This is a genomic window from Streptomyces sp. 130, from assembly GCF_007096885.1.
GTDB lineage: Bacteria > Actinomycetota > Actinomycetes > Streptomycetales > Streptomycetaceae > Streptomyces.
Genome location: NZ_VJNO01000002.1, coordinates 15,265 through 29,856 on the forward strand (window position 1 = coordinate 15,265; position 14,592 = coordinate 29,856).

11 protein-coding genes are annotated in these 14,592 nt (G+C 74.7%); 4 read left to right on the forward strand and 7 right to left on the reverse strand.

What is annotated here, in order from left to right:
* Positions 1 to 43 precede the first annotated feature (43 nt).
* The gene (locus FKN01_RS02340) at positions 44 to 1,072 is read left to right on the forward strand and encodes an aspartate-semialdehyde dehydrogenase (RefSeq protein ID WP_143616013.1); all 1,029 of its coding nucleotides are present in this window, start codon (positions 44 to 46) and stop codon (positions 1,070 to 1,072) included.
* A 32-nt stretch (positions 1,073 to 1,104) separates the two neighbouring features.
* Here FKN01_RS02340 and FKN01_RS02345 read toward each other — a convergent pair whose 3' ends face one another.
* The gene (locus tag FKN01_RS02345) at positions 1,105 to 1,620 is read right to left on the reverse strand and encodes a DUF1203 domain-containing protein (protein WP_143616014.1); all 516 of its coding nucleotides are present in this window, start codon (positions 1,618 to 1,620) and stop codon (positions 1,105 to 1,107) included.
* Positions 1,621 to 1,733: 113 nt separating this feature from the next.
* Here FKN01_RS02345 and pepN point away from each other — a divergent pair, with 113 nt between their 5' ends.
* On the forward strand, positions 1,734 to 4,310 hold the full coding sequence (pepN, locus tag FKN01_RS02350; protein ID WP_143616015.1) for an aminopeptidase N: 2,577 nt from the start codon (positions 1,734 to 1,736) through the stop codon (positions 4,308 to 4,310).
* Between the two features lie 73 nt (positions 4,311 to 4,383).
* On the opposite strand, the gene alc is transcribed toward pepN, so the two are convergent.
* The 5 genes from alc to FKN01_RS02375 form a co-directional block, all read right to left on the reverse strand.
* The gene (gene alc / locus FKN01_RS02355) at positions 4,384 to 5,523 is read right to left on the reverse strand and encodes an allantoicase (protein ID WP_143616016.1); all 1,140 of its coding nucleotides are present in this window, start codon (positions 5,521 to 5,523) and stop codon (positions 4,384 to 4,386) included.
* Between the two features lie 59 nt (positions 5,524 to 5,582).
* On the reverse strand, positions 5,583 to 6,521 hold the full coding sequence (locus FKN01_RS02360) for a LysR family transcriptional regulator (protein WP_143616017.1): 939 nt from the start codon (positions 6,519 to 6,521) through the stop codon (positions 5,583 to 5,585).
* Positions 6,522 to 6,646: 125 nt separating this feature from the next.
* The gene (locus FKN01_RS02365; protein ID WP_143616018.1) at positions 6,647 to 6,877 is read right to left on the reverse strand and encodes a hypothetical protein; all 231 of its coding nucleotides are present in this window, start codon (positions 6,875 to 6,877) and stop codon (positions 6,647 to 6,649) included.
* A 61-nt stretch (positions 6,878 to 6,938) separates the two neighbouring features.
* Positions 6,939 to 9,128 carry a 4-alpha-glucanotransferase gene (gene malQ / locus FKN01_RS02370; protein WP_143616019.1) on the reverse strand — a complete coding sequence of 730 codons (2,190 nt, stop codon included), beginning with the start codon at positions 9,126 to 9,128 and terminating at the stop codon, positions 6,939 to 6,941.
* Positions 9,129 to 9,395 carry a hypothetical protein gene (locus FKN01_RS02375; protein WP_143616020.1) on the reverse strand — a complete coding sequence of 89 codons (267 nt, stop codon included), beginning with the start codon at positions 9,393 to 9,395 and terminating at the stop codon, positions 9,129 to 9,131.
* A 312-nt stretch (positions 9,396 to 9,707) separates the two neighbouring features.
* On the opposite strand from FKN01_RS02375, the gene FKN01_RS02380 reads away from it, so the two are divergent.
* Entirely contained in the window at positions 9,708 to 12,710 is a 3,003-nt protein-coding gene (locus tag FKN01_RS02380) for a beta-N-acetylglucosaminidase domain-containing protein (RefSeq protein ID WP_143616021.1), read from the forward strand.
* A 73-nt stretch (positions 12,711 to 12,783) separates the two neighbouring features.
* Here the strand turns inward: FKN01_RS02380 and FKN01_RS02385 are convergent, their stop codons facing one another.
* Positions 12,784 to 13,320, reverse strand: coding sequence for an HNH endonuclease (locus FKN01_RS02385; RefSeq protein ID WP_143616022.1), 537 nt, complete (start codon positions 13,318 to 13,320; stop codon positions 12,784 to 12,786).
* Positions 13,321 to 13,513: 193 nt separating this feature from the next.
* Here FKN01_RS02385 and FKN01_RS02390 point away from each other — a divergent pair, with 193 nt between their 5' ends.
* The gene (locus FKN01_RS02390) at positions 13,514 to 14,569 is read left to right on the forward strand and encodes a mechanosensitive ion channel family protein (RefSeq protein WP_143616023.1); all 1,056 of its coding nucleotides are present in this window, start codon (positions 13,514 to 13,516) and stop codon (positions 14,567 to 14,569) included.
* Positions 14,570 to 14,592 lie beyond the last annotated feature (23 nt).

The following is a 14,592-nucleotide window of genomic DNA, read 5'->3' on the forward strand; positions in this document are numbered from 1 at the left end:
TGGACCGGCAACCGTGCCCGTTCGTACGTCTGAGGGAGTTCCTGTGAAGGTCGGAATCGTCGGCGCCACCGGTCAGGTAGGCACAGTCATGCGCGGCATCCTGGCCGAGCGGAAGTTCCCGGTCGACGAGCTGCGGCTGTTCGCCTCCGCGCGCTCCGCGGGCTCCGTCATCGAGTGGCAGGGCCGCGAGATCACCGTCGAGGACGCCGCCGAGGCCGACTACACGGGCCTGGACATCGTGCTGTTCTCGGCCGGCGGCGCGACCTCGAAGGCGCTCGCCGAGAAGGTCGCCTCGCAGGGCGCCGTCGTGATCGACAACTCCTCCGCCTGGCGCAGGGACCCCCAGGTCCCGCTGGTCGTCTCCGAGGTCAACCCGCACGCGGTCGCCAACCGCCCCAGGGGCATCATCGCCAACCCGAACTGCACCACGATGGCCGCCATGCCCGTGCTGCGCCCGCTGCACGAGGAGGCGGGTCTCGAAGCGCTGACCGTCGCCACGTACCAGGCGGTCTCCGGGTCCGGCCTCGCCGGTGTCGCCGAGCTGCACGGCCAGGCGTCCAAGGTCGTCGCCGACGCGGACAAGCTCACGCACGACGGATCGGCCGTGGACTTCCCGGAGCCCGGCGTCTACAAGCGCCCCATCGCCTTCAACGTGCTGCCGCTGGCCGGCTCGATCGTGGACGACGGTTCCTTCGAGACGGACGAGGAGCAGAAGCTCCGCAACGAGTCCCGCAAGATCCTGGAGATCCCGGAGCTGAAGGTCTCCGGCACCTGCGTCCGCGTCCCGGTCTTCTCGGGCCACTCCCTCCAGGTCAACGCCCGCTTCGCCCGCCCGGTCTCCGTGGAGCGCGCCTACGAGCTGCTGAAGGACGCGCCGGGCGTCGAGCTGTCCGAGATCCCGACGCCGCTGCAGGCCGCGGGGCAGGACGCGTCGTACGTGGGGCGCATCCGCAACGACGAGACCGTGGAGAACGGTCTCGCGCTGTTCGTCTCCAACGACAACCTCCGCAAGGGGGCCGCGCTGAACGCGGTCCAGATCGCGGAGCTCGTCGCGGCGGAGCTGCGCGGCTGAGAAATGCGAGCCTCGGCCGGCGCTTGAAGGGGTCAGGCGCCGGCCGAGGCCGGCCTGCGCACCTCGAAGTGCCAGCAGCCGTACTCCAGGGCCCGTACGTGCACCAGCGCCACCGCCGGGTCCGCGAAGGCCTCCGTGAACGCCTCGTCGAAGCCCCGCTCCTCGTCCCCGGGGATCTCCAGGAGCCGGCCGCCCACGATGCGGCCCCGCGCGTCGTAGCGGCGCACGGTGCGCAGCGCGCCCGCGCGGGAGAAGGGGTAGCCCTTCCGGCCGGGCTCCGGCCCGTCGCACGGGTCGGCGTGGATGAAGACCGGGCCCTGCTCGTCGTACGCCCCCGGGCGGGCCCCGGTCGCCGCCGCCCAGCGGCGCAGCGGGGCGTACGAGACGAGGGCGATGCGCTCCCCCGGTTCGGCGCCGCGCAGGCAGCACCGCAGCGGGGCGCCGCCCTCGGTGGCGGTGTACGGGACGCAGGGCTGCCCGGCGTCGTCGGTCTTCCGGAGTCCGCCGAGCGCGTCCGGTTCGATGGCGCGTGCCTCGTAAGTGGTCATGTGCCGAGCGTGCCGCGCGGAATCGCCCCGGTCCGGCGGAAATCGGACATCGCCCTGGGTGCGGGTCCCGTGGAAGGATGGCGGGAAACATCACAGAGCAAGGAGATGACCGCGTGCCTGGCACGAATCTGACCCGCGAAGAGGCACAGGAGCGGGCGCGCCTGCTGACCGTGGACGCGTACGAGATCGATCTCGACCTCTCCGGGGCGCAGGAGGGCGGGACCTACCGGTCCGTCACCGTCGTGCGCTTCGACTCCGCCGAGGCCGGTGCGGAGACCTTCATCGACCTGGTCGCCCCCGCGGTGCACGAGGTCGAGCTGAACGGCAGGGCGCTGGACGTCGCGGCGGTGTTCCGCGACTCGCGCATCACGCTCTCGCACCTGCAGGCCGGGGCCAACGAGCTGAAGGTCGTCGCGGACTGCGCCTACACCAACACCGGTGAGGGCCTGCACCGCTTCGTCGACCCGGTCGACCAGCAGGCTTACCTGTACACGCAGTTCGAGGTGCCGGACGCGCGCCGCGTCTTCGCGAGCTTCGAGCAGCCCGACCTGAAGGCGACCTTCCGGTTCACCGTGAAGGCCCCGTCGGGCTGGACCGTGATCTCCAACTCGCCGACCCCGGAGCCGAAGGACGACGTCTGGTCGTTCGAGCCGACGCCGCGCATCTCCTCGTACATCACCGCGCTGATCGCCGGCCCGTACCACTCGGTGCACAGCAGCTACGAGAAGGACGGCGTGACCGTCCCGCTGGGCATCTACTGCCGGCCCTCGCTCGCCGAGTACCTGGACGCGGACGCGATCTTCGACGTGACCCGGATGGGCTTCGACTGGTTCCAGGAGAAGTTCGACTACGCGTACCCGTTCGCGAAGTACGACCAGCTCTTCGTGCCGGAGTTCAACGCGGGCGCGATGGAGAACGCGGGCGCGGTCACCATCCGCGACCAGTACGTCTTCCGGTCCAAGGTGACGGACGCGGCGTACGAGACGCGCGCCGAGACCATCCTGCACGAGCTGGCCCACATGTGGTTCGGCGACCTCGTCACGATGGAGTGGTGGAACGACCTCTGGCTGAACGAGTCGTTCGCCACGTACACCTCGATCGCCTGCCTGGCGTACGCCGAGGGCTCGGGGTGGCCGCACTCCTGGACCACGTTCGCCAACTCCATGAAGACGTGGGCCTACCGGCAGGACCAGCTGCCCTCGACCCACCCGATCATGGCCGACATCCGCGACCTGGACGACGTCCTGGTCAACTTCGACGGCATCACGTACGCCAAGGGCGCCTCGGTCCTGAAGCAGCTGGTGGCGTACGTCGGCATGGACGAGTTCTTCAAGGGCGTCCAGGCGTACTTCAAGGCGCACGCCTTCGGGAACACCCGGCTGGCCGATCTGCTGGGCGCGCTGGAGCAGACCTCCGGCCGCGACCTGAAGACCTGGTCGAAGGCGTGGCTGGAGACGGCGGGGATCAACATCCTGCGCCCGGAGATCGAGACCGACGAGAACGGCCACGTCACCTCGTTCACCGTGCTCCAGGAGGCGCCCGCGCTGCCCGCCGGCGCCAAGGGCGAGCCGACGCTGCGCCCGCACCGGATCGCCATCGGCTGCTACGACCTCGATGAGGCCGGCAAGCTGGTGCGCACGGACCGGATCGAGCTGGACGTCGACGGCGAGCGCACCACCGTGCCGTTCCCGGCCGGCACCGCGCGCCCGGCCGTCATCCTGCTCAACGACGACGACCTCTCGTACGCGAAGGTCCGCCTGGACGAGGAGTCGCTGCGGGTCGTCACCGAGCACCTGGGCGACTTCACCGAGTCGCTGCCGCGCGCCCTGTGCTGGGCGTCCGCCTGGGACATGACCCGCGACGGCGAGCTGGCCACCCGCGACTACCTCGCCCTGGTCCTGTCGGGGATCGGCAAGGAGTCGGACATCGGCGTCGTGCAGTCGCTGCACCGCCAGGTCAAGACGGCGATCGACCTGTACGCGACGCCGGAGTGGCGTGAGGCGGGCCTGACGCAGTGGACCGACGCGACGCTCGCGCACCTGCGTGCGGCGGAGCCGGGCAGCGACCACCAGCTGGCCTGGGCGCGCGCCTTCGCGGCCACCGCCCGCACCCCGCAGCAGCTCGACCTGCTCCGCTCGCTGCTCGACGGCGCCGAGGCGATCGAGGGCCTGGCCGTGGACACCGAGCTGCGCTGGGCGTTCGTCCTGCGGCTGGCCGCCACCGGGCTCATCGACGAGGAGGAGATCGACGCCGAGTACGCGCGGGACCGGACGGCGGCGGGCGAGCGCCACGCGGCCTCGGCACGGGCGGCGCGGCCCAGCGAGGAGGCGAAGGCCGAGGCGTGGGCGTCGGTCGTGGAGTCCGACAAGCTGCCGAACTCCCTCCAGGAGGCGGTCATCGCCGGCTTCGTGCAGACGGACCAGCGCGAGCTGCTGGCCCCGTACACGGAGAAGTTCTTCGCCGCGGTGAAGGGCGTCTGGGACTCGCGGAGCCATGAGATGGCCCAGCAGGTCGCGCTCGGCCTGTACCCGGCGCTCCAGGTCTCGCAGGAGACCCTGGACGCCACGGACGCCTGGCTGGCCTCGGCCGAGCCGGGTGCGGCGCTGCGCCGGCTGATGTCGGAGTCCCGCTCGGGCGTGGAGCGCGCCCTGCGGGCCCGCGCGGCGGACGCGGCGGCCGCGACCGCGTAACTGGAAACCGCCCGGCGGACAGGCGCTGAAGCGCAGCCGTCCGCCGGGCGGGGGCCGGGGGGCCGGACGGGCCCTACGCGGCCGACGCCTCGAAGCGGGCCCTGAGGTCGGCCGCGCCGGCCTCGGTCAGGGAGCCGTGCAGGCGCATCCGGGCGACGCCGCCGTCGGGGAAGGCGTCGAGGCGCACATGGGTGACCACGGCCTGAGCCGGCAGCACGAAGCGGTGCGGGGTGTCGGGCTGGAGGCGGGTGCGCGGGATGATCTCGAACCAGTCGCCGCTCTCGCCGTCGCGGCCGTGCAGGGCGATCCAGCCGGCCGCGTTGCCCTTGAGGTAGGCGGTGTCGATCTCGACCGCGCGGACGGCGCCCTGGGCCGGCAGCCGGAAGCGGACCCAGTCGTTGGTGTCGCGGACCCGGCGGCGGCGGTTCTCCCAGCCGTCGTCCATCTTGCGGGAGGTGCCCGGCAGGATGATCTGGGTCGGCGAGGAGTAGAACCGGTCCGAGGCGTCCTCGTAACTGCCGCCGTTCAGGACCGAGATCAGGTCGAACGTGGAGAGCGCCGCCAGCCAGGCCGGGTCCGGGACCACCTCGCCGTGCACGCGGAGGCGGGCGATGCCGCCGTCGGGGTGCTGGCAGAGGCGGATGTGGGTGTAGCGGCGTCCGCCGGTGATCTCGAAGCCGTTGGCGGCGTGGCCGCGCACGGGGGTCGGGGGGACGATCTCCTCCCACTTCACGTCGTCGGCGAGCAGTTCCTCCGGGCCGGGCGCGCCCTCGACGCAGGTGGCCTGGACGGAGACGCGCTGCGGGTAGTTGCCGCGGAAGTGGGCGGTGTCCACGACGATGCCGCGGATGATGCCGGGGGCGCCGAGCCGGATCAGCGCCCAGTCGTGCTCGTCGGGGGCCGGGAAGGGGTGCTCGGCGTCCGCGCCGCGCCGGCGGCGGGTCTCCCAGCCGTCCATGATCTTGCCCTTGTGGCCGAAGTGCTCGGGGTCGAAGACCGCGCGCTCCCGGACGAGCAGGTTCTCGCGCTGGGCGAAGAACTCGTCGTTGGCCGCGATCACGCCCGCGCCGAGCCGCCGGTCGGCGAGGTCCACGAGGTCGGTGAAGGGGAGGTCGGCGGTCCGGTAGTCGGCGTAGGGGTCGCCGCCGCCGTACGGTGCCGCGTCGTTGGCGTGGGGGTCGTCGTGCCCGGTCTCATTCTGTTCGATGGTCATGCGTTCACTGTCGTACGCGGCAAGCCGGTAGGTCCATCGAAAGTTTCCGCACGCATCGTTCAGCCGGGCTGAACGGTCGTCTCGTCGCCGTACGGTTCCGCCGCCTCGCGCAGCGCCGCGAGGACCCGGGCCACCGCCGGGGCGTCCTCTCCCCCGCGCCGGACGGCGGCCACGACATGGCGGCGGGGCCGGTCCGCGTCGAGGACCCGCATCACCACGCCCTCCCGGCCGTGCCGTTCCGCCGAGGCCAGGCGCGGGACCAGGGCGATCCCCAGATCCGCGGCGACCATGGCGAGGATCGCGGTCCAGCCGGACGCGCTGTGCGCCTGCTCGGGTACGAAGCCCGCCGCCCGGCACGCGGAGACGGTGATCTCCGACCAGGGGCCCGAGCCGCCGTAGATCCAGGGCTCGGCGGACAGGTCGGCGAGGCGCAGCCCGGGCGCGTCGGCGAGGCGGTGGCCGGCCGGCAGCGCCACGTCGAGCGGGTCGGCGAGCAGCGGCAGGACGGTGAACCGGGGGTCGCGGGCCGTCGGGGCGTCGGCGGCCAGCGACAGGGCGAGGTCCACCTCGGCGGCGGCGAGCAGTTCGTACGCCTGGGCGGCCTCCGCCTCGCGCAGCCGGATCTCGGGGCCGGGGCGGGGGTCGGCGCGCAGCCGCTGCACGGCCGGGACGACGAGGGCGGGCACGGCGGTGGCGAACGCGGCGACCCGGACCTCGCCGGCCTCGCCGCGCAGGTAGCCGGTCAGTTCGGCGTCGGCGCGCTCCAGTTGGGCGAAGACCGCCTCGGCGTGGCGCAGGACGAGATGGGCGGCGTCGGTGAGGCGGACCCGGCGGCCCTGGGCCTCCAGGAGCGGCACGCCGAGCTGCCTGGCCAGGTTGGAGAGCTGTTGGGAGACCGCCGACGGGGTCATCAGCAGGGCGTCGGCGGTCGCGGTGACCGTGCCGCGGTCGCGCAGGGTGCGCAGGATGCGGAGCTTCTTGACGTCCCACTCGGTCATGCGCGCAACCTACCGCCGCACCCGGGTCCGGACACGCGTGTGCGCCGCGCGGTGACGGTCACCGTGCGGCGCACCCGTGGCGTGCGGGGCGGGCCGGGGCGTGGTCCCGGTCGCCGGCAGGTGGGTCAGGCCTGCTTCTTGGACTTGTCGAGCACCATGACCAGGCCCGCGATGACCCCGAACAGGACGAGGGGCGCCAGGACGAACAGGCCGAGCGTGTCGATCACGCTCAGGCCGGTACCCGGGTCGTCGCCGTCGTCGCGGGTGAGCGCGAGCGCGGGGGACGACATCAGCAGCATCATCAGCGTCGTTCCGGCGGCGACGGCGCCGGCGCGCATAGCGTTCTTCTTGTCCACGGTGCAAACGTAGCGAACGCCCGCGCGGGCCGCGCGCCCGGGGGTGCCGTACGGGGCCCCCTCACGGCGTGCGGCCCTCCCCGGGCTCCCGCGGGGCGCGCAGGACCTCCATCAGGCGGTGCAGCCGGGGCGAGGCGGCCAGTTGCTCCAGCGTGACCGGGGCGCCCTGCGCGTCGGCGATCGGCAGCCGCCAGTTGGGGTACTGGTCCCAGGTGCCCGGGAGGTTCTGCGGGCGGCGGTCGCCGACGGTGTCGGGCAGCCAGATCCCGGTCATCCGGGCGGGGGTGCGCAGCAGGAAGCGGTGGACGGCCCGGACCGCCGCCTCCTCGTCGCCGCCGCCCTCGGCGAGCGCGCCGCCCTCGGGCAGCAGCCCGAGCCGGGTGAGCAGGGCCAGCCACTCGGCGGTCTCCGCGCGGTCCTCCCTCAGCTCCTCGTCCAGGGGGCGGGCGAGCAGGCCGAGGCGGTGGCGCAGCGTCACATGGTCGCCGGTCAGCCGGGCCGCGGTGGACGGCAGGTCGTGGGTGGTCGCGGTGGCCAGGCAGTCCCGGCGCCACCGCTCGGGGGCCAGGGGGCGCCCGTCACCCGCCCAGTCCCGCTCGAACCAGAGCACCGAGGTGCCGAGGACGCCGCGCCGGGCCAGCGCCTCGCGGACGCCCGGCTCGACCGTGCCCAGGTCCTCGCCGACGACCACGGTGCCGGCCCGGTGCGCCTCCAGGACCAGGACGGCGAGCATCGCCTCGGCGTCGTGCGAGACGTAGGTGCCCTCGGTGGGCGGGCGGCCCTCGGGCACCCACCAGAGCCGGAACAGGCCCATCACGTGGTCGATGCGCAGGGCGCCCGCGTGGGCGAGGGCGCCGCGCAGGAGGCCGCGGTAGGGGGCGTAGCCGGAGGCGGCGAGGGCGTCGGGGCGCCAGGGCGGCAGGCCCCAGTCCTGGCCGCGCGCGTTGAACGCGTCCGGGGGCGCGCCGACGGACATGCCGTGGGCGAAGGCGTCCTGCTGGGCCCAGGTGTCGGCGCCGCCGGGGTGCACGCCGACCGCGAGGTCGTGGACGACGCCGATGGGCATCCCCGCCTGCCGGGCTGCCCGTTGGGCGTCGGCGAGCTGGGTGGCGGTCAGCCAGGCGAGCCGGCAGTGGTGGTCGACCCGGTCCAGCAGCTCGGCGCGGGCGCGGGCGGTGGCGTCGGAGCGGGGGTCGCGCAGCTCGTCCGGCCAGCCGTGCCAGTCGGGGCCGTGCACCTCGGCGAGCGCGCACCACAGGGCGTGGTCCTCCAGGGCGCGGCCCTGGGCGGCGAGGAAGTCGCAGTACTCGGCGTGCCGGCCGGGGGTGAGCGGGACCGCGAGGATCTGGTCGAGGGCCTGCCGCTTGAGCGCCCAGACGGCGTCCCGGTCGATGAGGGCGCCCTTGTCCAGGACGGCTTCCCGCAGCTCGGCGCCCTTGCGGCGCAGCGCGTCCAGCGCCACCGGGTCGGGCACGTGCCCGTACTCCGGGACGGACTCGACGCGCAGGTGCACCGGGTCGGGGAAGCGCCGCGACGACGGGCGGTAGGGCGAGGGGTCGGTGGGGTCGCCGGGCAGCGCCGCGTGCAGCGGGTTGACCTGGACGAAGCCGGCCCCGAGTCGGCGGCCGGACCAGGCGGCGAGGTCGGCGAGGTCCCCGAGGTCGCCCATGCCCCAGGACCGGGCGGAGAGCAGGGAGTAGAGCTGGACGAGGAAGCCGTGGGTGCGCCCGGGCGGCTGCGGGACCCGGTCCGGGGCGACGACGAGCGTGCAGTCCTGGGGCGCGCGGTCCGGTGCGCGGACGGTGAGCCGGTGCACGCCGAGCGGGGGCTCGGCCCACCAGCGGGGGGCGCCGCCCGGCCGGGCCGGCCCGGGCCCTCCTGTGGCACCCGGGACGCCGCCCGGTCCGGCCGGATCCGGCTCCCCGGAGGGCACCCGCATCCTGGCCGGCTCCGCCCCCTCGTCGCTCTCCTCCAGCCGGAGGTCCAGCTCCGTGCCGGGGGGCAGGCCGGTCAGCGCGGGCGGCAGCGGGTCGCCGGACCACACCACCAGCGTGGCCGGGAGGAGCCGGGTGCGGGCGGCCGACTCGGCGGCGGCGAGGGCGTCGCGTACCGCTTCGGGCGTCGTGGCGTCGACGCCGAGCGCACCGAGCACGGCGACGACCGTGGTCTCGGGGACGGGCTCGGTGACGCCGGCGGACGGGGAGAAGGAGGTGGCGACGCCGTGCAGTGCGGCGAGCCGGGACAAGCCCATTCAGACTCCTGGGGACTCCGTGCCCCACGCGCGGCCGGACGCGGCCGGTTCGCTGGTCAGCGGGGCGAGGACGGCGAGCGGGGGCTCGCTGGTCAGGGGGGTGGCCTCGGCGAGCGGGGGCTCGCTGGTCAGCGGTATGGCGTCGGCGAGCGGTGCTTCGCTCGTGAGCGGGCCGGGCACGGTGGCGGGGGACGCGCTGATCAGCGGGGCGGGACCTGATGCCTGTTTGGAGAGGGCGGAGAGCGGGCGCTGCGCGGTGGCGGGCATGGTGGCCTCCTGGCCGTGGAGAACAGGACAGTGACGGCCTACCCAACGGGCGCGGCCGCAGACGTAGGCGTTACAACAACGAGTTCAACGTGTCCCGGGTCACATTCCGTTCCCGAAGGGCCGGTTGCCCGCAAGACGTTCGTCTTTTTCGGCCACTCGGCGCTGTCTTTCGCGTAGCACCCGTCCCGCGCGCCCCGCTCATCACATCGGTCATACCAGGGCATTTCCGTCCTCAAACCCTCGCGCATTGACACCCTCGCACGCGGGGTGGTGGGCTCGGAACCCACTGGTGGGGCGAGGGGAGAGACAGGGATGCGGCTCAGTGGCAGGACGCGGGCGGCGGCCGTCGCCGTGGCCGTGCTCGGCGGGCTGCTCGCCGCCGCGCCCCCGCCCGCGCTCGCCGCTCCCCCGGACCCGGCCGCCAGGTCCGCGGCCGACCGGAGCCGCGCGGCGGACTCCGCGCTCCCCGCCGTGTGGCCGCGCCCGCAGAGCATGGTCGCGGCCGGGCCGGACATCGCCCTGGGCCGCGAGGTCACCCTGGTCGCGGACGCGGAGGCCGACCCGTACGCCGTGAAGGCGCTGCGCGAGGTCCTGGAGGGCGCCGGGGTGCGCACGGTCCACGGGACGCTGCCGGGCGCCGGGCCCGTCCTGCTGCTGGGCGGTGACGGGGCGGCGGACGCGCTGCGCGGGCTCGGCGCCCCGGACCGCGCGGATCTGCCGGCGGGCGGTTACCGGCTGGCGGCCGGGCGGATCGCGAAGCGGGACACGGTGGCCCTCGACGGCGTCGGCGAGGACGGCCTGTTCCACGCGGTGCAGACGCTGCGCCAGCTGGTCCGGGGCGGGAAGGTCGCCGGGGTCACCGTCCGGGACTGGCCGGCCGCCGCCGTACGCGGGCTGACCGAGGGGTTCTACGGGCAGCCGTGGAGCCAGGAGGACCGGCTCGCCCAGCTCGGCTTCCTGGGCCGCACCAAGCAGAACCGCTATCTGTACGCGGCGGGCGACGACCCGTACCGCCAGGCCCGCTGGCGCGACCCGTACCCGGCGGCGCGCGCGGCCGGCTTCCGGGCGCTGGCCGAACGGGCCGCGGCCGAGCATGTGACGCTCGGCTGGGCGGTGGCGCCGGGGCAGTCCATGTGCCTGTCGTCGGACCGCGACCTCAAGGCGCTGACGCGGAAGATCGACGCGATGTGGGACCTGGGCGTACGGGTCTTCCAGGTGCAGTTCCAGGACGTCAGCTACAGCGAGTGGCACTGCTCGGCCGACGCGGACGCCTTCGGCAGCGGCCCCGCGGCGGCGGCCCGGGCACAGGCCCGCGTCGTGAACGGCGTGGCCCGGCACCTGGCGGAGCGCCACCCGGACGCCCTGCCGCTGTCGGTGATGCCGACGGAGTACTACCAGGACGGCGCGACCGCGTACCGCACGGCGCTCGCCCGGGAGCTGGCGGACGGGACCGAGGTCGCCTGGACGGGCGTCGGAGTCGTGCCGAGGACCATCACCGGAGGGGAACTGGCCGGGGCCCGGGCCGCGTTCGGGCACCCGCTGGTGACCATGGACAACTACCCGGTCAACGACTACGCGCAGGACCGGCTCTTCCTCGGCCCGTACACCGGCCGGGACCCGGCGGTGGCGTCCGGTTCGGCGGCGCTCCTCGCCAACGCGATGGAGCAGCCCGCCGCGTCGCGCGTCGCGCTCTTCACGATCGCCGACTTCGCGTGGAACCCGCGGGACTACGACCCCGCGAAGTCCTGGGAGGCCGCGATCGACGACCTCGCGGGCGGCGACGGCCGGAGCGGCGACGCGCTGCGGGCGCTCGCGGGCAACAGCGCGGGCTCGGTGCTCGGCTCCACCGAGTCCGCGTATCTGCGGCCGTTGATCGCCGCCTTCCGCACGGCGTACGCGGACGGCGACGGCAAGGCGTTCGGCACGGCGGCTGACCGGCTGCGGGAGGCGTTCGGCGAGATGCGGGCGGCCCCGGCCCGGCTCGCGGGCGTGGCCGGGGGGCGGCTCGGCGCCGAGGTCCGCCCGTGGAGCGCGCAGCTGTCCCGCTACGGGCACGCGGGCGAGCTGGCCGTGGACCTGCTGAGCGCCCAGGCCCGGGGCGACGGAGCCGCCGCCTGGCGGGCGTCCCTGGCGCTGGAGCCGGTCCGGAAGGACATCGCGGCGGGCGGCGCGAAGGTCGGCGAGGGCGTCCTCGACGCGTTCCTCGACCACGTGCGCGAGGCGGCCCGCTCCTGGACCGGCACGGACCGGCCGGGCGGCGAGGTGGCCGAGGCGCCGGGCAGCTACACGGTGCGCCTGGACCGGGCCCGCCCGCTGGAGGCGGTCACCGCGACCACGGTGCCCGACGACGGGGCGGCGGTGGGCGCGACGGTCCAGGCGCACGTGCCGGGCGAGGGGTGGCGCGCGCTCGGGCCGCTGTCGGCGAGCGGGTGGACCCAGGCGGCCGGCGAGGGGGTGCGGGCGGACGCGGTCCGGATCAGCTGGCCGGCCGCGACCCCGCTGGCGGGCGGGGCGCCGTCCCTGGTGATCCCGCCGCTGGCCGGCGCCGCCGTCCGCGCGGGGGCCGCCCCGGACGTGCGCTCCCTGGTGCCCTGGTTCGGCGACGAACCGGCCGCCCGGCTGGACCTGGCGCGCGGCGAGACCGACGCGGTCATCGGCGGCGGGCCGCAGGAGGTCCGGGCCCGGCTGTCCGGCCGGCGTCCGGCCGAGGTGCGCGGCCGGCTGACCGCGAAGGCGCCCGAGGGCATCGAGGTCCGGGTGCCGGAGCGTACGACCGTGCCGCGCGGGACGCGGACCGAGGTCCCGGTGGAGATCACGGTCCCGCAGGACACCCCGGCCGGGGAGTACGAGGTGCCGTTCGCCTTCGGGGACGAGCGGACCACCCTGACCGTGCGGGCCTACCCGCGCACCGCCGGGCCCGACCTGCTGCGCGGGGCCGCCGCCTCCTCGTCGGGCGACGAGACCGCCGATTTCCCGGCGTCCGCCGCGTCCGACGGCGACCCGGAGACCCGCTGGTCCTCACCGGCCGAGGACGGGGCGTGGTGGCAGGCGGAACTGCCCGCCCCGGTCCGCCTCGGCCGGGTGGTGCTGCACTGGCAGGACGCGTACGCGTCGCGCTACCGCGTGCAGGTCTCGTCGGACGGCCGCACCTGGCGCACCGCGGCGACCGTCCGCGAGGGCGGGGGCGGGCGCGAGTCGGTGCGGATGGACGCGGAGGACACCCGGTTCGTGCGCGTCGTGGGCGACGAGCGGGCCACGAAGTACGGGATCTCGCTCTGGTCGGCCGAGGCGTACGCGGTGGCGGAGGACCGCTGAGGGCGCGCGGCCCGCGGCAGGCCGGGGCCCCGGGGCGGCGGCGGGCCGCCCCGGAAAGCACACGGGCCCGGTCTCAGGCTGAGACGCCGTCGATCCGGGCCATCGCGTCCTCCGCGCCGAACGGTTGCAGATAGGGCAGCCAGCGCGGGTCGCGGTGCCCCGTGCCGATGATCCGCCAGGCCAGTCCGGTCGGCGGGGCGGGCTGCTGGTGCAGCCGCCAGCCGAGCTCGGGCAGATGGCGGTCGGCCTTGACGTGGTTGCAGCGGCGGCAGGCCGCCACCACGTTGTCCCAGGCGTGCCGGCCGCCCCGGCTGCGCGGGATGACGTGGTCGACGCTGGTCGCGGCGGCCCCGCAGTACATGCAGCGTCCGCCGTCCCTGGCGAACAGGGCCCGCCGGGTCAGCGGCACCGGACCGCGGTAGGGGATGCGGACGAACCGTTTGAGACGGACGACGCTGGGGGCCGGGACGGCCCGGGTTGCGCTGTGCATGAGGACGCCGGACTCCTCAAGACAGATGGCCTTGTTCTCGAGGACGAGGACGAGTGCGCGGCGGAGCGGTACGACGCCGAGCGGCTCGTACGACGCGTTGAGAACCAGGACATGCGGCACGGATGCCTCCTTGTACGCCGGCGGCGCGTGGCTCGCGCCGGGACGATCTCCGCCCTCAGTCTCCCCTCACGCCTGGTCGTAGCGCCACCACGTGCGGGTAACGGGACGGAAGGAATTTTTCCCGCACGGGTCCCCCGTTAGTGTGGTTGTTCAGCGCTCTCCCGCTCAGCGCTCGCCCCCTGGAGGTTTCGCCGTGTCCCTGTCCGCCCTGTTGGCCGCAGCCCCGTCGCCGGAGCCCGGCGGCTCGCTGGACGAAGCCGCGAGGCAGGCCGGAGACGCCGCGGGCTGGGTGGAGGAGAACTGGTCCACCTGGCTGAACACCGGGCTGCGGATCGTCCTCATCGCGGCGGTCGCGGTCGTCCTGCGCATCGCGGTCCGCCGTGCCCTGACCAAGCTCATAGACCGGATGAACCGCAGCGCACAGGCGGTGGAGGGCACCGCGCTCGGCGGGCTGCTGGTCAACGCGGAGCGCCGCCGCCAGCGGTCGGAGGCGATCGGATCGGTGCTCCGCTCGGTGGCCTCGTTCCTGATCCTGGGCACCGCGGCGCTGATGATCCTCGGCGCGTTCCAGATCAACCTGGCCCCGCTCCTGGCCTCCGCCGGGGTCGCCGGGGTGGCGCTCGGCTTCGGCGCCCGGAATCTGGTCACCGACTTCCTGTCCGGGGTCTTCATGATCCTGGAGGACCAGTACGGCGTCGGCGACCAGATCGACGCGGGCGTCGCCTCCGGCGAGGTGATCGAGGTGGGCCTGCGCGTCACCAAGCTGCGCGGCGAGAACGGCGCGATCTGGTACGTCCGCAACGGCGAGGTCAAGCGGATCGGCAACCTCAGCCAGGGCTGGTCCACGGCCGGCGTCGACGTGCAGGTACGCCCGACGGAGGACCTGGAGAAGATCCGTGCCGTCATCACCGAGGCCGCCCAGGAGATGGCCAAGGAGGAGCCCTGGTCCGAGCGGCTGTGGGGCCCGGTGGAGATCCTGGGCCTGGACACGGTGCTGCTGGAGTCGATGACGGTGCGGGTGAGCGCGAAGACCATGCCGGGCCAGGCGGTCGGCGTGGAGCGCGAGCTGCGCTGGCGGATCAAGGTGGCGCTGGACGCGGCCGGCATCAGCATGGTGGCGGGTGCCCCGGAGGACGCGCCGGAGGCCGATCCCACGGCCGGGATGGCCGCCCCCTCCGCGTACGCGTCGGCGACCTCCCCGCAGTCCCTGGCCGCGACCCCGATCCCGCCGCCGGCCACCACGAAGTAGCCGGCCCGGCCGGGGACCCGAGC

Coding starts and splice junctions, on each gene's coding strand:
- FKN01_RS02345 (WP_143616014.1), bottom strand. CDS start 1,620: ATGACCACTTACGAGGCACGCGCCATCGAACCGGACGCGCTCGGCGGA.
- alc (WP_143616016.1), bottom strand. CDS start 5,523: ATGACCATCGAACAGAATGAGACCGGGCACGACGACCCCCACGCCAAC.
- FKN01_RS02360 (WP_143616017.1), bottom strand. CDS start 6,521: ATGACCGAGTGGGACGTCAAGAAGCTCCGCATCCTGCGCACCCTGCGC.
- malQ (WP_143616019.1), bottom strand. CDS start 9,128: ATGGGCTTGTCCCGGCTCGCCGCACTGCACGGCGTCGCCACCTCCTTC.
- FKN01_RS02375 (WP_143616020.1), bottom strand. CDS start 9,395: ATGCCCGCCACCGCGCAGCGCCCGCTCTCCGCCCTCTCCAAACAGGCA.
- FKN01_RS02380 (WP_143616021.1), top strand. CDS start 9,708: ATGCGGCTCAGTGGCAGGACGCGGGCGGCGGCCGTCGCCGTGGCCGTG.